This window comes from Pseudomonas sp. CFBP13528, assembly GCF_005233615.1.
In the GTDB taxonomy this organism is placed as follows: domain Bacteria; phylum Pseudomonadota; class Gammaproteobacteria; order Pseudomonadales; family Pseudomonadaceae; genus Aquipseudomonas; species Aquipseudomonas fluorescens_AM.
Map to the genome: position 1 here is coordinate 177002 of NZ_QGAJ01000005.1, position 17324 is coordinate 194325.

Consider the following 17324-nt stretch of genomic DNA (forward strand, 5'->3'; position numbering starts at 1 on the left):
CACAAAAACCCTGTCTGAAAAGCAGGGTTTTTTATTGCCTGAAATTTAGCCGAAGACTTTTTACTAATCACAAATAGATATAAACGTTATAACCGGATAACAAAGATGTTTTAAAAACAGTCCTTTACAAGACGAATATGACACTACACTTCAACTCAAGCAGCATGATCCGCTTGCGACGGGCCTGAGATCCGATTCACCGCTGCCAAGCCCTCCTTCTCGGGCCCGTCATTCATTTTCTCGCGATGAGGCTCTTATGGGTATTGCCGCCAGCGAATTGTGTCGTTATGTGATCAGGCCGACCCTGAAGTACCTCGGGCGCCATAATCCGACCGCCGAAGCCCTGCTGCTGGGCATTGCCGCCAGCCAGTCGGAGCTGGGCTCGGCCTTGCATGATCGTCGCGGCCATGGCCTCTACAGCATCACCGAACCCCGTCACCGCGCCCTCTGGGATGCCTACCTGGCGCTCGATCCCGAGCGTGCGAGCCTGGTGCGCGGGTTGGCCAGCCAACATGCTTTTCTCAGTGCGCCACAATTGGAATTGACGGTGAACCTGCGTTACGCCACGGCGATCGCGTGGCTGCTGGTCGAACAACAGCGTCCCGCCCTGCCCGCGCCGGGCGATGTACTGGGCATGGCGCGTATCTGGAAAGAAATATTTCACCCTCAGGGTCGCCTGCGAGATTTCTCCCAGGCCTGGCAAACCTGTGTCTCCCCCATGAAACAGGTGGCCTGCTGACCGGGCAATTTGCAAGATTCGCCAAAAAACCGCAAATCTGGTCGGATTGTCCTACAAAACCGCTCTATCTCCTGCATTACAGCCTATAGCGCGATGTGAAATTTATTGATACTTTCCGCAGCGGTGATCACACGGAGTTCTAATAATGAAAAAAGTAATGCTCAAGACCACACTTAGCCTCGCCGTTGCCATGGCCTCTTCCCAACTGTTCGCCAGCGGCTTCGCCCTGAACGAACAGAGCGTCAGCGGAATGGGCACCGGTTTTGCGGGTCGCTCATCTTCTGCCGATGACGCAAGCACTGTCTATGGCAACCCTGCCGGTATGGCTCGCCTGAACGGCCAGCAGATCACCGGCGGTGTCGCAGCCATCGATGCGTCCACCGATCTGAGCGATACCAGCGGTCGCTCCAGTGGCAGCAACAAGGGCGATATGGTGCCGTTCACCGCCGTCCCTTTCGGTTTCTACACCAATAAACTCAACGATCAGTGGTCTGTGGGTTTCGGCGTCTATGCTCCGTTCGGCCTGATAACTGACTACGAAAGCGGCTTCCAGGGCCGTGGCTTCGGCAGCAAAAGCGAAGTGAAAGTCATGACCTTGCAACCGACGGTCAGTTACGCCTTCAATGATCGCGTTTCCGTGGGTTTTGGCCCGACCATCAACCGCATTGCCGGCACCCTGGAATCGGACCTCACGCTGAACCCTCGCGCGCCGGACACCAACATCAAGATCAAGGGTGACGACACCGCGCTGGGCTTCAATATCGGCGTGCTGGTACAAGCCACCGATACCACCCGCGTCGGCCTGACCTATCACTCCAAGGTCAGCTACAAGCTGGACGGCCACACCGAAGTCACCGCGCCGACCGCGACTTCGCCGTTCCTGCGCAGCAATCGCTACGACGCTTCGCTGAAGATCGACACGCCTGAGTCCTACGACCTGTCGGTGACCCAGGACCTGACCGACGCCTGGAAGCTCTACGCCGGTGCAACCTGGACCCGCTGGAGCCGCCTGAAAGACATCACCGTCAAGAACGAAGGCGTGACAGCCGCAGCGGGTGGCGCGCTGGCCCCCGGCCTGGTCAGCACCATCAAGGAAGACCAGAACTGGCACGACACCTGGGCGTACGCCTTGGGTACTTCGTATCAGTTGACCAAGCAAGTGGTGCTGCGTACCGGCCTGACATTCGACCAGTCGCCGACCAACAACACGGATCGCTCGCCGCGCATTCCTACCGGCGACCGCACCATCTTCAGTCTGGGCCTGGGCTACGAGGTCATGCCGAACATGACCGTCGACGTGGCTTACTCCTACCTGAAGGAAGAGGACGTCAAGGTTGCACGCTCCAATCAACTGGCCAGCTACAACGCCAAGTATGAGAACAGCGCCAACGGTTTCGGCCTGGGCATGACCTACCGCTTCTGATTCATCGCGGTCTAAAAAAGCCCCGCTCTCCTGAAAAGGAGGCGGGGCTTTTTAATGGACGATCATGTATCAGGGCTTGGAAGCTATCGCCTGCTCCACCGCCTTGATCAGCTCGGGGCTGTCAGGCTTGGTCAGGCTGGAAAAATTGGCAATCACCTTGCCCTGGCGATCCACCACATACTTGTAGAAATTCCACTTCGGCGGCGTGTCGGTCTGCTGCGCCAGGCTCTTGAACAGGTGCACCGCATCCGGCCCCTTGACCTTCTGCGGTTCGGTCATGGTGAAGGTCACGCCATAATTGACGTAGCAGACCTTGGCAGTCTCCTCGCCGGTCTTGGCCTCCTGCTTGAAGTCGTCCGAAGGCACGCCAATCACCTCCAGACCTTCACCCTTATAGCGCTGATACAAAGCTTCGAGGCCTTTGAATTGAGGAGCGAAGCCGCAGAAGCTCGCCGTATTGACGATCACCAGAGGCTTGCCTGCAAAGCGCTGGCACAGGTCAATGGATTCCTTGGCCCGCAACTTGGGCAATTGGCCTTCCAGCAACGGCGGGCATCCGGCGGCCAGGGCCACGCTGCCAGCAGCCATCAGGACGGGTAGAGCGAGCCAGCGCATCAACATATCAAAGGTCCTCGATTCGGTTCAGACAGAGAACTTAACAGATCGCCATGCCCAACTGCATCAATGCCAGGCCGCCTTGCTGCCAGCCCCACCAGGCCAGCAGCAGCAACACCAGCGTCGCCGCCAGGATCACGCACCGCAGCGCTGCACTCATGCCGCCTCCATTTGCGCCTGCACACGCGCCACCGGCCGTTCACGCACCGGCCAGTTCAAGGCCGCCGCGAGCAGGCTGAGCAGAATTGCCACTTGCCAGATCAGGTCATAGCTACCGGTTCGATCATAGACCACCCCGCCCAACCAGCCACCGAGGAACGAGCCGAGCTGGTGGAACAGGAACACAATCCCACCCAGCATCGAAAGGTTTCGCACGCCGAACAAGGTGGCGACGGTGCCGTTGGTCAGCGGTACGGTGGACAACCAGAGGAATCCCATCGCCATGCCAAACACGTATGCCGTGACCTCGGTGACCGGCGCCCACAGGAACAGCACGATCACCACTGCCCGCAGCAGGTACAAGCCGGTGAGCAAGCGCGGCTTGGACATGCGCCCACCCAGCCAGCCGGCGGTGTAGGTGCCGAACACATTGAACAAGCCGATCAAGGCCAGCACCGTGGTGCCCACTGTGGCCGGCAGATGCTGGTCCACCAGGTACGCCGGCAGATGCACACCGATAAATACCACTTGGAATCCGCAGACGAAAAAGCCGAAGGCCAGCAGCCAGAACCCGCTATGGGAACAGGCCTCCTTCAACGCTTCACGCAGGGTTTGTTGACCGACCGTCACCGGCAGCGGTTTATCCTTGAGCATGGCCACCAGCGGCAGGATCAACGCCACCATCAAGCCCAGCGCCAGCAGCGCCGCCGACCAGCCCAGCCAACCAATCAAGCCGAGGGTGCCAGGCACCATGGCGAATTGGCCGAAAGAGCCGGCGGCGCTGGCGATGCCCATGGCCATGCTGCGTTTCTCCGGTGCTACGGCGCGGCCGACCACGCCGAGGATCACTGAAAACGACGTGCCGGACAGGCCGATGCCAATCAGCAACCCGGCACTCAGCGACAATGACCACGCCGAGTCCGACATCCCCATCAGCACCAGGCCCACGGCGTACAACACGCCGCCGACGAACACCGCCCTGGTCGCGCCGAAGCGGTCGGCCAGCGCCCCGGTGAACGGCTGTGCCAGGCCCCAGATCAGGTTCTGCAAGGCAATGGCAAAAGCGAACGTCTCACGGCCCCAGCCGAATTCGCTGCTCATCGGCGCCAGGAACAGCCCAAAGCCGTGCCGCACGCCCAGGGACAACGCCAGGATCAGCGCACTCCCCAAAAGAACCCAGCCACTGGTGCGCCACATCGAGGTCATTTCTTATTCTCCGTTCGCGGGTATATACCCGCTTGTAGCCGAACAAACCGCCGTTCAGGCAAGTTCATCCAGCAAGGCCAACAGGGTTTCGCGCTTTTGCGCGCCAAGCTGATCGATCAATGTCTGTTGCGCCGCTTCCCATGCCGGCAGGGCCGCCGCCAAACGCTGCTGGCCCGCCTCGGTCAATACCACCAGGCGATTGCGCAGGTCGTCACCCTCGACCAGCCGCACCAGGCCCTCCCCTTCGAGTACGCGCAAATTGCGCCCCAGGGTGCTGCGGTCCAGGCCCATGGCTTCTGCCAGGCTGGAAATGCTCGGCTGATCGAGACGTTGCAGGTTGCACAGCAAGGAATACTGCGCAACGTTGATCCCGAAGCCATCGAGGGCGCCGTCGTAATGCCTGCTGACGCCACGGGCGGCACGTCGCAGGTTGGTGCATAAACATTGGGAGGCAAGCATGGAGCGTGTATATACCCGGAGTTGTGGAAATGCAAGAAAGTGTTACAACGCCAGTCCAATCAGCACCACCGTTTCCAGCAGTTCCAGCAGTGCGCCCGCAGTATCGCCGGTGGTGCCACCGAGGCGCCTGATCATCACCTGGCGCAACCCGATAAAACAAGCTGCGGCGAACAACACCGCCAGCCCACCGCCGAAGCCGCCGATCAGGATGCAGGCCAGTCCGCTGAGGATCAGCACTTGCTGGCCGACAACCCTGGGCAAATGATCCGACAGCGCCTGACCTAATCCGCCCGCGCGCACGTAACGCGTGGTGAGAAACAGCGCCAGCATCGACGCCCGGCCGATCAACGGCGCGAGAATCAGCGCAGCGCCATTGCGCTGCTCGATCAGCGCCACCAGCGCGGTGAACTTGAGCAGCAGCACCAGGCCCAGGGTGACCACGGCAATGGGCCCGCTGCGTGGGTCTTTCATGATGGCGAGGGTGCGTTCACGGTCGCCGAAGCCACCCAGCCAAGCGTCGGCACTGTCGGCCAGGCCGTCCAGGTGCAGGCCACCACTGAGCAGCACCCAGGCGCTCAACAGCAGCGCGGCGTGCAGCAACAGGGGCGCGCCCGTCAACAAAGCGTTCAGGCCCCACAGGAGCAAGCCGAACAGCACGCCCACCAGCGGATAAAACAGCAACGAACGCCCCAGCTCCTGCGGTTGCGGCATGCCCGGCAGGCGAATCGGCAGGCTGCTCAGGAACTGCAGGGCGATCCAGAATGGCAGCATGTTCAGCCCCCTTCCTTCAACGTGCCATCGGTCGCGACTTGCAAGTTGAACAGCCCGCCGTGGCCGACTTCGACATTCAGCAATTGTTCACGGGGCAAGCCGCGCGCGCGCGCCAACAGCAGCCGCATCACACCACCGTGGCTGATCAACAGCACACGCTCACCGGCATAGGCCTGGCGCAGACGTGAGACAGCGCCGAGCACCCGCTCGGAAAACGCGTCCACCGGTTCGCCTTCCGGCGGGGTAAAACTGTACGGGTCCGCCCAGAACAAGCCCAAGGCCTCGGCATCGGTCTGCATCAACGCCGCCGCGCTCTGTCCTTCCCAGGCGCCGAAGTGCAGCTCCTGCAGGTCTTTTTCCAGGCTGACCGGAAGGTCGAGACGTTCGCCCAGCTCCTGGGCAAAGCGCGCGCAGCGTTGCAACGGCGAACTGATCAGTCGGTCCCACGGCCCCCGCCCTGCGACAGCGGCGCGCATCTGTTCCCAACCCTTGGCCGTCAGGGCGTCATCCAGGCTGCCGCGCAGGCCGCCGCCCAGTTCGGTTTCACCGTGGCGCAGCAAATCCAGGTGCAAGGTCATGCGGGGCGGTCCGCCACGGCCGCTTCGGCGAAGGTCGCCATCTGCCCGTGCAGCGCACAGGCCAGGCGCAACAGCGGCACCGCCAACGCCGCACCACTGCCTTCGCCCAGGCGCAGGCCCAGGTCGAGCAGAGGCTGCGCGTCAAGGCTGTGCAGCACGTGACGATGACCCGGCTCGGCGCCACGATGGCCGAACACCAGCCATTCGCGGCATGCCGGGTTCAGGCGCGTGGCAACCAGTGCGGCGACGCTGCAGATGAACCCGTCCACCAGCACCACGATGCCCGCCTGGGCACAGGCCAGGTAGGCACCGACCAGCGCGGCGATTTCAAAGCCCCCGAGGTTGAACAGCGTCTGCAACGCGTCGTCGCGCTGGGCCGCGTGCCGTTCCAGGCCGCGCTCGATGACCGCCACCTTGTGACTGACACCCTGGGCATTCAACCCCGTGCCTGGCCCGGTCAGGTCACTCACCGGGCAATCGAGCAGCACACAGGCCAACGCACTGGCGGCGGTGGTGTTACCGATGCCCATCTCGCCACCGATAAACAGCTGTGCGCCGTTTTCCAGGGCGCGGTGTGCGCTGTCTCGCCCGGCCTGCAGGGCCTGATTGCCCTGAGCCTGGGTCATCGCCGGGCCGTTGACAAAGTTGGCCGTGCCCGCGCCGATATTCAGGTGACGCACGCCGGGCAACGCCAGGGATGGCGTCACCGTGCCGAGGTCGACCACCTCCAACTGTGCGTCCAGTTGCCGAGCCAAGACGCTGATGGCCGCGCCACCGGTGACAAAGTTATGCAGCATCTGCCCGGTCACTTCCTGGGGAAACGCCGACACGCCTTCCGCGACCACCCCATGGTCGCCGGCAAAAATCGCGATCCACAGTCGATCCACCGACGGCTTGACCCGTCCCTGCAAACCGGCCAATTGCACCGCCAGCGCTTCCAACTGGCCGAGGGAGCCGGCGGGTTTGGTCAACTGCTGCTGACGGTCCCGCGCCTGTTCCTGCGCAGAAGCATCGTTGGCCTTGCAGGGGTTGAGCCACCAGGAATCGGTCATAACGCAGTACCTTTCAAAGTCAGGGGCAGGCCGGCCACCGTCAGCACCACACGCTGACACCGCTCGGCCAAGGCTTGATGCAGCCAACCGGCTTCATCCACATAACGGCGAGTCAATTCGCCCAGCGGCACGACACCCAGTCCGGTCTCGTTGCTGACAAAAATGATTTCACCCGGCAGCGACGCCAGGCTGTGCAGCAGTTGATCGCGCTCGAATGCCAGGCGCTCGGCATCCTCGAGCATCAACAGGTTGGTCAGCCACAAGGTCAGGCAGTCGACCAACAGGCAATGATCGGCAGCGGCGTTTTCGCGCAACACATGCGCCAGTTCGACGGGTTCTTCAATCAGGCCCCAGTGGTCGGGCCGACGCTCACGGTGCAGGGCAACGCGCTGGTTCATCTCACCGTCCAGCGGTTGGCTGGTGGCGATATAAATCACGGACAGACCGCTGTCGCCGGCAAGCTTTTCAGCCAGGCGACTCTTGCCCGAACGAGCGCCGCCAAGGATCAATTGATGCATGAGCACATACCTTCCAAGTCCCGCGCCACCGAACAATGTGGGAGGGGCGGTGCGACGATTCGACTTGCCCCCGATGAGGGAGTAACAGTGAATACATCGATAACTGACCCACCGCTATCGGGGGCAAGCCCCCTCCCACAATTCGTCCGCGGCTGTCTACACAACTCAGTAGCGCCCAAGCCTAACCACGATGCGCAGCGAGTCGCTCTTGATCTTGATCTTGATCTTGATCTCAGGCGCCCCGTTAAACCACGCTGGCCGAACGCAGGCTTGAATCCGTGGGTAACCCGGCAGGACGCCGGGTTAGCCGCACTGGGCCATGGATGGCCCATTGCGGCGGCCCACGGATTCAAGCCGGAGAGAGGGCACACCGAGCCCAGGCGAGGTGCCGAGTGGTGGGGCAAGAGCCCTTTGGTTACTTTGGGGCTTTTCCAAAGTGACCCGCTGTAAGAGCGGAACCCTAAGCAGCCGTGACCGCAGAAACGGATATGTACCCGGTCCGACCCAACATCCTGGTCGGCCCAGAGGCCGCCATCGAGAGCAAGCCCCCTCCCACATGTTGTCCGCGTACACACCGTCAAAGCCCGCACAGTTTGCGCAACAAGTCCGTATCCAGATGGTTCTCCACCAAATCCGCCAACCGCTCGATATCCCGCTCACGCAGGGCGTGATAATCCACCTCCTGCACGTCCTGCAACCCCGCCCAGCGCAACAATGCACTGCACGCGGCCGGCGTTTCGAACAACCCATGCAGATACGTCCCGAGAATCTGCCCATCGGCACTCTGCGCCCCCTCACTGCGCCCATCATCGAGCCGTACAGCGGCATTCGCCAGCGCCTCGCCGCTCGTCACGCCGGCATGGATCTCATACCCACTGACCTCGACATCCTCCAGCAACAAGCGCCCGCGCACATTGCGCAGCTGCTTCTCCTGCGCAAGCGTGGTACTGAACGCCAGCAAACCCAGACCATCGCTGGAGCCGGCAGCACCTTCCAGACCCAGCGGGTCATGCACCTGCTCGCCGAGCATCTGCAACCCGCCACAAATGCCCAGCACCTTGCCGCCATAACGCAAATGCCGCGCCACGGCCGTATCCCAGCCATTGGCACGCAAATACGCCAGATCACTGCGCACGCTTTTCGACCCCGGCAGGATCACCAGGTCGGCAGCCGGGATCGACTGGCCCGGCCCGACGAATTGCAGGTCCACCTGGGGATGCAGGCGCAGCGGGTCAAAATCCGTGTGGTTGCTGATGCGCGGCAGCACCGGCACTACCACCTTGAGCACCTGGGCGGCCTTGTCGATCTGGCGCCGATCGATGCCGTCTTCGGCCTCCAGGTGCAGGTCCATCACATAGGGCAGCACGCCCACCACCGGCTTGCCGGTGCGCGCCTCCAGCCAATCGAGCCCCGGTTGCAGCAGCGCAATATCACCGCGAAAACGGTTGATGATGAACCCCTGGACCCGTGCCTGTTCGCTGGCAGACAACAATTCCAGGGTGCCGACCAGATGGGCGAACACCCCGCCGCGATTGATGTCGGCGATCAACAGCACCGGGCAGTCCACGGCCTCGGCGAAGCCCATATTGGCGATGTCATTGGCGCGCAGGTTGATTTCGGCCGGCGAGCCCGCGCCTTCGACCATGACCACCGCATAGGCCTGGCTCAACCGCGCATGGGAGGCGAGCACCGCCTGCATCGCGATGGCCTTGTAGTCGTGGTAGGCGACGGCATTCATGCTGGTCACGGCGCGGCCATGGATGATCACTTGGGAGCCGGTGTCGCTGTTGGGCTTGAGCAACACCGGGTTCATGTCGGTGTGGGGCGCCAGGTGGGCGGCCTGCGCCTGTACCGCCTGGGCGCGGCCGATCTCGCCGCCTTCGGCGGTCACCGCACTATTGAGCGCCATGTTCTGTGGCTTGAACGGTGCGACCGGGACCCCCTGGCGCACCAGCCAGCGACACAGCGCGGTCACCAGCGTGCTTTTGCCGGCGTCGGAGGTGGTGCCCTGCACCATCAGCGTAGTCATGTCGCTTCCTTATAGGCGGCCAGGGCCGTCTCGAGGCGCTGCCAATCGGCCTCGCTGTCGGGCAGGCCGAAACGCACGCTGCTGTTGTGCACGAACAGGCGCAGCAGGATGCCGCGCTGGGCCATGAATTCGTGCAAGCGTTCGGCGTGCGGTGTGATCAGCCACTGGAACAGGGCGCAGCCTCCCTGGGGTTCAAAGCCCTGGCGCTCCAGCAGGTCAAACAAGCGCTGGCCGGCCTCGATGCAACGGGTGCGCTGGCGGGTGTGCCCGGCGCTGTCGCGCAGGCAGTGCTGACCAATCACCCGTGTCGGCCCGCTGACCGCCCAGGGCCCGACCTGTTCGGCCAGCAACCTGAGCAACTTGCGCTCGGCCAGCACAAAACCCAGGCGCACCCCGGCCAGGCCGAAGAACTTGCCGAACGAACGCAACACGATCAAGCCGACCTGATGGGTGTGGCCGGCCAGGCTCAAGTGCGGGGTAACGTCCATGAAGGCCTCGTCCACCACCAGCCAGCCGCCGCGCTGGGCCAGCCGCGTATGCCAGTCGAGCAGGCGCTCCGGGGCCAGGCTCAAGCCGGTGGGGTTGTTGGGGTTGACCACCACCAGCACGTCGAGGCCGTCGAGAAAGAAGTCGACTTCCTGCTCCTGCACTTCGCGTACGACATAACCGGCCCGCCGCCAGGCCTCGGCGTGCTCGGCATAACACGGCGACAGCACCCCGACCTTGCCCGAACGGCGCAGGCGCGGCAGTAACTGGATCGCGGCCTGGGAACCTGGAACCGGCAACACTTGAGCGGCGCCGTAGTAGTCGCTGGCCGCTTTCTCCAGGCCGTCATCGACTTCGGGTAACCGCGCCCAGGCGCGCAACGGAATCTCGGGAATCGGCCACGGCCAGGGCGCCAGGCCACTGGACAAATCGAGCCAATCCGCTTCGGCGATCCCGTACTCGATCGCGGCCTTACGCAGCCGACCACCGTGTTCAAGCATAAAATTGCGCCCCCGCGCACAGGATCAGCAGCCATAACCATACGCCGCGCTGCACCAGTTGCCAGCCGCGGTCGATGGCGTCAGCGTCGGCCGGCGGGCCTTCGCCCAACGGCGGGCGCTGGTGCACCTCGCCGTGATAAATCGCCGCGCCCCCCAGTTCGACGCCCAACGCGCCAGCGCCAGCGGCCATCACCGGGCCGGCATTGGGGCTGTCCCAGGTCGGCCCCTGGGTGCGCCAGCATGTGAGCGCCAGCCGCGTCTTGCCCAGCAATGCGTAGGTTAATGCCACCAGACGTGCAGGAATATAGTTGAGCCCATCGTCGATCTTCGCCGCCGCCCAGCCAAAGCGCTCGAAGCGTTCATTGCGATAGCCCCACATGGCGTCGAGGGTGTTGCTCAGGCGATAGAGCACCACGCCCGGCACGCCGGCCACCACAAACCAGAACAGTGCGGCGAACACGGCGTCGCTGCCGTTTTCGAGCACCGACTCGGTGGCGGCGCGGGCAACTTCAGTGCGATCCAACTCGCTGGTCTGGCGGCTGACCAGATAGCTCACGCGTTTGCGCGCCTCGTCCAGATCATCGCTGCGCAGGGCCTGGGCAACCGGGATCACATGCTCCCCCAGGCTGCGCATGCCCAGGGCGCAATACAGCGCCAGGATTTCCAACACCCAACCGATATAAGGCGCCCAGGATAATGCGGTGGCCAGCAGGGTCAGCGGCACCACCGCGATAAACCACGCGGTCACGCCATGGCTGCGCCAGCCCCGGCCCCCCGGGTTGAAACGTTGCTCGATCCGCCCGGCAAAATTGCCGAACGCCACCAGCGGATGCCAGCGCCTGGGCTCGCCCAGCAGCGCATCCAGCGCCACTGCGGCGACACACAGCAAGGCCACACTCATTGACTCACCCCCCACAGGTTTTCATACAGCATGTCACTCAATGGCCGAGGTTCGGTCCAGCCTTCAAGTTGCAACATCGGTGCCGGATAGAACTGCGCGACCGGTCCCAGGCACAGTACCGCCAGGGGTTTGGCGCCCGCCGGCAAACCCAGCAGGTCGGCCAGTGCCTGGGGTTCGAACAGCGAGACCCAGCCCATGCCCAAGCCCTCGACGCGGGCGGCCAGCCACAGGTTCTGAATCGCGCAGGACAAGGACGCCATGTCCATTTCCGGCAAGGTGCGTCGGCCGAAGATGTGCCGCTCGCGATCGTCCATCAGTGCCGCCACCAGCACTTCGGCGCAGTCGTGGATGCCTTCGACCTTGAGCTTCATGAAGTCGTCGGAGCGCTCGCCCAGGGCCTCGGCGGTGCGGATGCGTTCTGCTTCCACCAGTTGTTGAATGCGGCCCCGCAATTGACGGTCACTGATGCGGATAAAGCGCCACGGCTGCATCAGGCCGACGCTCGGCGCCTGGTGGGCGGCCTGGAGCAGGCGCTGCAGTAATTCAGGCGCGACGGTGCCACCGCTGAAGTGGCGCATGTCGCGGCGTTCGGCGATGGCGCGGTAGACGGCTTGGCGGTCGGCTTCGGGGAAGGCGTGGTCAGTCATGGCCTCATCGGGGGCAAGCCCCCTCCCACATTGGATGGGGTTTCAACTCGGTAAATTGTGGGAGGGGCGGTGCGACGATTCGACTTGCCCCCGATAGCGGTGTCGGGACCTGGCGCAAACAATGCGGCCACCGCCGCCGGGTTCGACGGAAAGTAAAAGTGCACATAGGAGGCTGTCATCCGCCCCTGCCGATAGACCGCCTCGGCCCCGCGCCCACCATTGGGGCTAAGCCCGCGGGCGATCGGCTCCAACGCTGTGCTGGTCAAGGAGTGATGATAGGTATGCCCGCGCAACGTGCCCTCGGGCAGCTCCACGCTTTGCAGCGCCAGGGCGGCCAATTTCTTTTGCATCACTGCATCGCCCTGCAGCAGACCGAGCAGTTCGGCGCGGTTGCCGTCGACATCGGTCAGCGAGTCGAGCAAATACAGCATGCCGCCACACTCGGCGAGCAATGGCTTGCCGGCGGCATGATGGGCGCGGATCGCCTCAAGCATTGCAGTATTTTGCGACAGCGCCAGGTGATGCAGTTCCGGGTAGCCACCTGGCAGGTACAGGCTGTCGGCGTCAGGCAACGTATGATCGTGAAGGGGCGAGAAAAACGTGAGCTGCGCGCCCATGGCCCGCAGCAGGTCGAGGCTGGCGCCGTAGATAAAGGCGAAGGCTTCGTCGCGGGCTACCGCAATGCGTACCCCGGCGAGCAAGGGCTCGGCCTCGATGACTTCGGGCGCGGCAAACATTACCGGCGGCGGCACAGCCACTTCGCAACTGCTGCCCAGCGCTTGGGCGGCGGCGTCCAGGCGCGCGTCGAGGTCATTCAGTTCGCTGGCTTGCACCAGGCCCAGGTGACGGCTGGGCAATTCGATGCCGGTTTCGCGCGACAGCGCGCCGTACCAACGCAAGCCTTCGGTCAGGCTGCCCTCCAGCAACTGCGCATGGCGCAGCGTGCCGACGCGGTTGGCGAGCACCCCGGCGAAGGGCAGGTCCGGCTGGTAGCGTGCCAGGCCTAACGCGAGCGCGCCGAAGGTCTGCGCCATGGCCGTGCCGTCGATCACGCCCAGCACCGGCACCCCGAAATGCCGCGCCAGGTCGGCGCTGGAAGGGGTGCCGTCGAACAGGCCCATCACGCCTTCGATCAGGATCAGGTCGGCCTCACCCGCCGCTTCCCACAACAAGCGACGACTTTCCTGCTCGCCGACCATCCACATGTCCAATTGATACACCGGCGCGCCACTGGCGCGTTCGTGAATCATCGGGTCAAGGAAGTCCGGCCCGCATTTGAATACGCGGACCTTGCGCCCCAGGTTGCGGTGCAAACGCGCCAACGCGGCGGTGACCGTGGTTTTGCCCTGGCCGGACGCCGGTGCGGCGATCAATACGGCCGGGCAATGACGGGGCTGATTCAAAGTTCGACGCCTTTCTGAGCCTTGATACCGGCCTGGAACGCGTGCTTGAGCATGCCCATGTCGGTGACGGTATCGGCCATTTCGATCAGTTCCGGCTTGGCACCCCGGCCGGTGACCACCACGTGCTGCATCGGCGGGCGGGCTTGCAGGTCGCCGAGCACCTGGTCCAGGTCAAGGTAGCCGTGCTTGAGGGCGATGTTCAACTCGTCCAGCACCACCAGGCCGATGGAGGGGTCATTCAGCATCGCCCTGGATACCGCCCAGGCCGCTTCGGCGGCGGCGATATCGCGCTGGCGATCCTGGGTTTCCCAGGTAAAGCCCTCGCCCATCACATGGAAGCGCACTTGCTCGGGGAAACGGCGGAAGAACATCTCTTCGCCGGTACTGTTGCGCCCCTTGATGAACTGCACCACGCCGCACTGCATGCCATGGCCCATGGCCCGGGCCAGCATGCCGAAGGCCGAGCTGCTCTTGCCCTTGCCGTTGCCGGTCAGCACCAGCAGCAAACCGCACTCATTGGGCGAATTGGCGATGCGTTCATCGATCACGGCTTTTTTGCGCAGCATGCGCGCCAGGTGGCGTTCGTCGCGGTCGGGGGTATCGGTCATGGCAGCTCTCCGTTGGGGCTGGACAAAAAACGGCGGGCAGGAAAAAAACAAAACAGACAGCCAAGCATCGCCCACCGTGATGCTGTTGAATGTTTCAGGCCGGTCTCCGGGCTCATGAGTGGCACTCGGTCTGTGTAAAAGACCGTGCAGGCCGACGGCGCGCCTTCCCATATCGCCTGCGATACAGTGGCCAACAGCGCCGTCTTGACTCATTTACCGTTGCGGGGGCAGCGCCGGAATTGCGGCAGCACTGTGTACAAGTGCGCTCACTCACCGGCTTCCCTGTTTCACTCTGTCGGCGCGTACGCCACGGAGCACCTGAAACAAGCCGCGAAGGTTAGTGGGTTGGGGGTGGAGCGTCAATTAAAGCTGGTCCTGTACTTGAACCATCAAGGTGATGTGCTTCTCTACCCTTACAGGTATTCAGGAGAACACCATGCATAAAACCAGACTTGCCTTACTGATCATGCTGGCCGGCACCCTCGCCGCCTGCGGAGAAAGCTCTACCCTGCAGGTGACGGATGGCACCGGGCCCTCGCCCAAGCTGCCGGAACCGAACAAGACGCTGATCCCTACCGTGAACATCGCGCCGGCTGTCGGCTGGCCCGACGGCGCCAGGCCAACCGCCGCTGCCGGCACGCAAGTGGCCGCATTCGCCGAGGGCCTGGAGCATCCGCGCTGGCTCTATGTGCTGCCCAACGGCGACATACTGGTGGCCGAGACCAACGCACCGCCCAAGCCGGATGACACCAAAGGCATTCGCGGCTGGGTCATGGAAAAAGTCATGGGCCGCGCCGGCGCTGGTGTGCCGAGCCCGAACCGCATCACCCTGCTGCGCGACGCCGACCACGACGGCGTCGCCGAAACGCGCACGGTGTTCCTGGAAAACCTCAACTCGCCGTTCGGCATGGCCCTGGTCGGCAACGACCTGTACGTGGCCGACTCGGACAAGTTGCTGCACTTCCCCTATCAGCCTGGCGAAACCGCGATCAAGGCGGCCGGCACCAAGGTCGTCGATCTACCGGGCGGCAGCCTCAACCATCACTGGACCAAAAACGTGGTGGCCAGCCAGGATGGCAGCAAGCTGTATGTCAGCGTCGGCTCCAACAGCAACGTCGGCGAGAACGGCCTGGAAGCCGAAGAAGGCCGGGCGGCGATCTGGGAGGTCGACCGCGCCACGGGCCAGCATCGTATTTTCGCCTCCGGCCTGCGCAATCCCAACGGCATGGCCTGGGAACCCCAGAGCGGCAAGCTATGGACGGCGGTGAACGAGCGCGATGAGATCGGCAGTGATTTGGTGCCGGACTACATCACTTCGGTCAAGGACGGCGCCTTCTACGGCTGGCCTTTCAGCTATTACGGGCAGCATGTGGATGTGCGCGTCACGCCGCAGAACCCGCAGCTGGTGGCCAAAGCCATCGCGCCGGACTATGCGGTGGGCCCGCATACCGCGTCGCTGGGGCTGACCTTCGCCACCGGCAACAAACTCCCTGCCCAGTTCAGCAACGGCGCGTTCATCGGCCAGCATGGCTCGTGGAATCGCAAGCCGCACAGCGGCTACAAGGTGATCTTCGTGCCGTTCGAAGGTGGGCAACCGAAAGGCAAGCCGGTGGATGTGCTGACCGGGTTCCTGGATAAGGACGAGAACGCCCTGGGCCGGCCGGTGGGCGTGGTGATCGATCAGCAAGGTGCGTTGCTGGTGGCTGATGATGTGGGCAACAAGGTGTGGCGGGTGTCTGCTGCCCAATAAATATTTCCGAGACAGATACAAAACCAATGTGGGAGGGGGCTTGCCCCCGATGGCGGTGGGTCAGCTGAAATTTTATCAACTGACCCTCCCTCATCGGGGGCAAGCCCCCTCCCACATTTGAATCAGGTCTGTGTCTGACTCAGGGATTGCGTGCCAGGTTTGCCGGCAGCACGCGCTTGGCGCTCAGGTAGGCATTCTGCCAATACGCCTTGGACAAGGTATCGAGCTTCACCGTACCGCCGGTCTGCGGCGCGTGCACAAAACGGCCCTCGCCCACATAGATTCCGGCATGGCTCACCCGCGAGCCACCACCGGTGGCAAAGAACAGCAGGTCACCGGTTTGCAGGTTTTGCTCGCTGACGTCCTGGGCGCGCATCACGATCAGTTCGCGGGTGGTACGCGGCAGGGAAATACCGGCCGCATCGCGATAGACGAAGCCGATCAGGCCGCTGCAATCAAACCCCGAGTCCGGCGTATTGCCGCCCCAACGATAGGGCGTGCCCACCAGCCCCAGCGCGCGGAAGAGCACGTCTTCGGCAGCAGGCGAGAAATTCTGGGTGGAATAGTTGAACACCGGCTTGGGCTTGACCGCTACGGGCGCGGGCGGCGGTGGACGGTTCGCGCAGGCGCTGAGGAGCGCGGCGCAAACAAGCAGAATGAGGCGGGCCGAGGTCGACATGTGCAGAACAATCCTGGACTGGATGCGGCTTTCGCTGCCGAACGTTGAAAACCAGAACGCGCAAGCAGGGCTCGCGCGAACGGATTACAACAATGTCCAGGGATTCTAGCGCTTACGTGTCAAACTTCAAGTATCACTTTAACTTTACTTACTGGCGGTAACCGTAGACGGGGCCATGGCAAGTGCGCGCTTGGCTTCGATGAAGGTTTTGCTCCAGTAGCTGTCGCCCAGGTTATCGACCCGCACCCCACCGCTACGGCGGCTGCTGGAGTGGATAAACTGGTTATCGCCCAGGTAGATACCGGCGTGACTGACACGACCGCGACCGGCTGTACTGAAGAAAAGCAGATCACCGGGCTTGAGGTTGTTGCGAGCGACCAACGGTGCATTCACGTTGATCATTTCGCGAGTGGAGCGCGGCAGATTCATGCCGGCTTCTTCACGAAACAGGTAGCCGATAAAACCGCTGCAATCGAAACCGGCTTCGGAAGTGCCGCCGAAACGGTAACGGGTACCGATCAGGGACATGCCGCGTTCGAGAATGCTGTCGGCCAGAACGGGAAGCTGGTAAGGCTTGCTGCCGGAGAAGTTGGCGAGTTCTTTTTCGGTTGCCAGCTCTTCTTCATAAACAGAAGCAGACTGTGCAGCAACGAATTTAGCCTGATTTTGAACCTGTGGTTTTTGCTGTTCTGCCACCTGCTGAGGGTGGGAGGCGCAACCAAACAACAGGGTAACGAGTGCGAGAGGCACGAGGGGTGCGAAGCGATTTAGCATGGGCACGACCGTGGCTGATGTGTAAAG

General features: G+C 63.0%; 18 protein-coding genes and 1 riboswitch. Of the genes, 3 read left to right on the forward strand and 15 right to left on the reverse strand.

The window, feature by feature from the left end; genetic code table 11:
• Window positions 1-256 precede the first annotated feature (256 nt).
• Both PspCFBP13528_RS12680 and PspCFBP13528_RS12685 read left to right on the forward strand, forming a co-directional pair.
• Entirely contained in the window at window positions 257-739 is a 483-nt protein-coding gene (locus PspCFBP13528_RS12680; RefSeq protein ID WP_137200332.1) for a hypothetical protein, read from the forward strand.
• A gap of 145 nt (window positions 740-884) precedes the next feature.
• On the forward strand, window positions 885-2162 hold the full coding sequence (locus tag PspCFBP13528_RS12685) for an outer membrane protein transport protein (RefSeq protein ID WP_065949705.1): 1278 nt from the start codon (window positions 885-887) through the stop codon (window positions 2160-2162).
• A gap of 69 nt (window positions 2163-2231) precedes the next feature.
• On the opposite strand, the gene PspCFBP13528_RS12690 is transcribed toward PspCFBP13528_RS12685, so the two are convergent.
• From PspCFBP13528_RS12690 to cobO, 13 genes are all read right to left on the reverse strand, one after another.
• The gene (locus PspCFBP13528_RS12690; protein WP_065949706.1) at window positions 2232-2783 is read right to left on the reverse strand and encodes a redoxin domain-containing protein; all 552 of its coding nucleotides are present in this window, start codon (window positions 2781-2783) and stop codon (window positions 2232-2234) included.
• A gap of 150 nt (window positions 2784-2933) precedes the next feature.
• Window positions 2934-4133 (reverse strand): MFS transporter, encoded by a 1200-nt coding sequence (locus PspCFBP13528_RS12695; RefSeq protein WP_162515425.1) that lies wholly within the window; start codon window positions 4131-4133, stop codon window positions 2934-2936.
• Between the two features lie 63 nt (window positions 4134-4196).
• Window positions 4197-4601: a MarR family transcriptional regulator gene (locus tag PspCFBP13528_RS12700; RefSeq protein ID WP_065949708.1), complete on the reverse strand. Its 405-nt coding sequence runs from the start codon at window positions 4599-4601 to the stop codon at window positions 4197-4199.
• Window positions 4602-4643: 42 nt separating this feature from the next.
• A complete protein-coding gene (locus PspCFBP13528_RS12705) occupies window positions 4644-5372 on the reverse strand; it encodes an adenosylcobinamide-GDP ribazoletransferase (protein ID WP_137200333.1) in 729 nt (242 codons plus the stop codon).
• A gap of 2 nt (window positions 5373-5374) precedes the next feature.
• A complete protein-coding gene (cobC, locus tag PspCFBP13528_RS12710) occupies window positions 5375-5950 on the reverse strand; it encodes an alpha-ribazole phosphatase family protein (RefSeq protein WP_137200334.1) in 576 nt (191 codons plus the stop codon).
• A complete protein-coding gene (gene cobT / locus PspCFBP13528_RS12715) occupies window positions 5947-7002 on the reverse strand; it encodes a nicotinate-nucleotide--dimethylbenzimidazole phosphoribosyltransferase (protein ID WP_137200335.1) in 1056 nt (351 codons plus the stop codon). Before cobT ends, cobC begins: the two co-directional genes overlap by 4 nt.
• On the reverse strand, window positions 6999-7520 hold the full coding sequence (gene cobU, locus PspCFBP13528_RS12720; RefSeq protein WP_065949712.1) for a bifunctional adenosylcobinamide kinase/adenosylcobinamide-phosphate guanylyltransferase: 522 nt from the start codon (window positions 7518-7520) through the stop codon (window positions 6999-7001). Before cobU ends, cobT begins: the two co-directional genes overlap by 4 nt.
• A gap of 577 nt (window positions 7521-8097) precedes the next feature.
• Entirely contained in the window at window positions 8098-9549 is a 1452-nt protein-coding gene (locus tag PspCFBP13528_RS12730) for a cobyric acid synthase (protein ID WP_137200336.1), read from the reverse strand.
• A complete protein-coding gene (gene cobD / locus PspCFBP13528_RS12735; RefSeq protein ID WP_065949714.1) occupies window positions 9546-10535 on the reverse strand; it encodes a threonine-phosphate decarboxylase CobD in 990 nt (329 codons plus the stop codon). Before cobD ends, PspCFBP13528_RS12730 begins: the two co-directional genes overlap by 4 nt.
• Window positions 10528-11436: an adenosylcobinamide-phosphate synthase CbiB gene (cbiB, locus tag PspCFBP13528_RS12740; RefSeq protein WP_065949715.1), complete on the reverse strand. Its 909-nt coding sequence runs from the start codon at window positions 11434-11436 to the stop codon at window positions 10528-10530. Before cbiB ends, cobD begins: the two co-directional genes overlap by 8 nt.
• Window positions 11433-12083, reverse strand: a complete 651-nt coding sequence (bluB, locus tag PspCFBP13528_RS12745) for a 5,6-dimethylbenzimidazole synthase (protein ID WP_065949716.1) — start codon at window positions 12081-12083, stop codon at window positions 11433-11435. Before bluB ends, cbiB begins: the two co-directional genes overlap by 4 nt.
• Complete coding sequence (locus PspCFBP13528_RS12750) at window positions 12080-13486, reverse strand: cobyrinate a,c-diamide synthase (protein WP_137200337.1); 1407 nt, start codon at window positions 13484-13486, stop codon at window positions 12080-12082. Before PspCFBP13528_RS12750 ends, bluB begins: the two co-directional genes overlap by 4 nt.
• Window positions 13483-14094, reverse strand: a complete 612-nt coding sequence (gene cobO / locus PspCFBP13528_RS12755) for a cob(I)yrinic acid a,c-diamide adenosyltransferase (protein ID WP_065949718.1) — start codon at window positions 14092-14094, stop codon at window positions 13483-13485. Before cobO ends, PspCFBP13528_RS12750 begins: the two co-directional genes overlap by 4 nt.
• A gap of 79 nt (window positions 14095-14173) precedes the next feature.
• Window positions 14174-14431: riboswitch (cobalamin riboswitch) on the reverse strand.
• A gap of 99 nt (window positions 14432-14530) precedes the next feature.
• Here cobO and PspCFBP13528_RS12760 point away from each other — a divergent pair.
• A complete protein-coding gene (locus PspCFBP13528_RS12760) occupies window positions 14531-15844 on the forward strand; it encodes a sorbosone dehydrogenase family protein (protein WP_137200338.1) in 1314 nt (437 codons plus the stop codon).
• Between the two features lie 139 nt (window positions 15845-15983).
• On the opposite strand, the gene PspCFBP13528_RS12765 is transcribed toward PspCFBP13528_RS12760, so the two are convergent.
• Both PspCFBP13528_RS12765 and PspCFBP13528_RS12770 read right to left on the reverse strand, forming a co-directional pair.
• Window positions 15984-16523 carry a C40 family peptidase gene (locus PspCFBP13528_RS12765; RefSeq protein ID WP_065892596.1) on the reverse strand — a complete coding sequence of 180 codons (540 nt, stop codon included), beginning with the start codon at window positions 16521-16523 and terminating at the stop codon, window positions 15984-15986.
• A 144-nt stretch (window positions 16524-16667) separates the two neighbouring features.
• Complete coding sequence (locus tag PspCFBP13528_RS12770; protein WP_065949720.1) at window positions 16668-17297, reverse strand: NlpC/P60 family protein; 630 nt, start codon at window positions 17295-17297, stop codon at window positions 16668-16670.
• Between the last annotated feature and the right edge of the window lie 27 nt (window positions 17298-17324).

What these genes read in the sequence shown, in the direction of transcription:
- PspCFBP13528_RS12680 (WP_137200332.1), top strand. Translation starts at nt 257, where the DNA reads ATGGGTATTGCCGCCAGCGAATTGTGTCGTTATGTGATCAGGCCGACC.
- PspCFBP13528_RS12685 (WP_065949705.1), top strand. Translation starts at nt 885, where the DNA reads ATGAAAAAAGTAATGCTCAAGACCACACTTAGCCTCGCCGTTGCCATG.
- PspCFBP13528_RS12690 (WP_065949706.1), bottom strand. Translation starts at nt 2,783, where the DNA reads ATGTTGATGCGCTGGCTCGCTCTACCCGTCCTGATGGCTGCTGGCAGC.
- PspCFBP13528_RS12695 (WP_162515425.1), bottom strand. Translation starts at nt 4,133, where the DNA reads ATGTGGCGCACCAGTGGCTGGGTTCTTTTGGGGAGTGCGCTGATCCTG.
- PspCFBP13528_RS12700 (WP_065949708.1), bottom strand. Translation starts at nt 4,601, where the DNA reads ATGCTTGCCTCCCAATGTTTATGCACCAACCTGCGACGTGCCGCCCGT.
- PspCFBP13528_RS12705 (WP_137200333.1), bottom strand. Translation starts at nt 5,372, where the DNA reads ATGCTGCCATTCTGGATCGCCCTGCAGTTCCTGAGCAGCCTGCCGATT.
- cobC (WP_137200334.1), bottom strand. Translation starts at nt 5,950, where the DNA reads ATGACCTTGCACCTGGATTTGCTGCGCCACGGTGAAACCGAACTGGGC.
- cobT (WP_137200335.1), bottom strand. Translation starts at nt 7,002, where the DNA reads ATGACCGATTCCTGGTGGCTCAACCCCTGCAAGGCCAACGATGCTTCT.
- cobU (WP_065949712.1), bottom strand. Translation starts at nt 7,520, where the DNA reads ATGCATCAATTGATCCTTGGCGGCGCTCGTTCGGGCAAGAGTCGCCTG.
- PspCFBP13528_RS12730 (WP_137200336.1), bottom strand. Translation starts at nt 9,549, where the DNA reads ATGACTACGCTGATGGTGCAGGGCACCACCTCCGACGCCGGCAAAAGC.
- cobD (WP_065949714.1), bottom strand. Translation starts at nt 10,535, where the DNA reads ATGCTTGAACACGGTGGTCGGCTGCGTAAGGCCGCGATCGAGTACGGG.
- cbiB (WP_065949715.1), bottom strand. Translation starts at nt 11,436, where the DNA reads ATGAGTGTGGCCTTGCTGTGTGTCGCCGCAGTGGCGCTGGATGCGCTG.
- bluB (WP_065949716.1), bottom strand. Translation starts at nt 12,083, where the DNA reads ATGACTGACCACGCCTTCCCCGAAGCCGACCGCCAAGCCGTCTACCGC.
- cobO (WP_065949718.1), bottom strand. Translation starts at nt 14,094, where the DNA reads ATGACCGATACCCCCGACCGCGACGAACGCCACCTGGCGCGCATGCTG.
- PspCFBP13528_RS12760 (WP_137200338.1), top strand. Translation starts at nt 14,531, where the DNA reads ATGCATAAAACCAGACTTGCCTTACTGATCATGCTGGCCGGCACCCTC.
- PspCFBP13528_RS12765 (WP_065892596.1), bottom strand. Translation starts at nt 16,523, where the DNA reads ATGTCGACCTCGGCCCGCCTCATTCTGCTTGTTTGCGCCGCGCTCCTC.
- PspCFBP13528_RS12770 (WP_065949720.1), bottom strand. Translation starts at nt 17,297, where the DNA reads ATGCTAAATCGCTTCGCACCCCTCGTGCCTCTCGCACTCGTTACCCTG.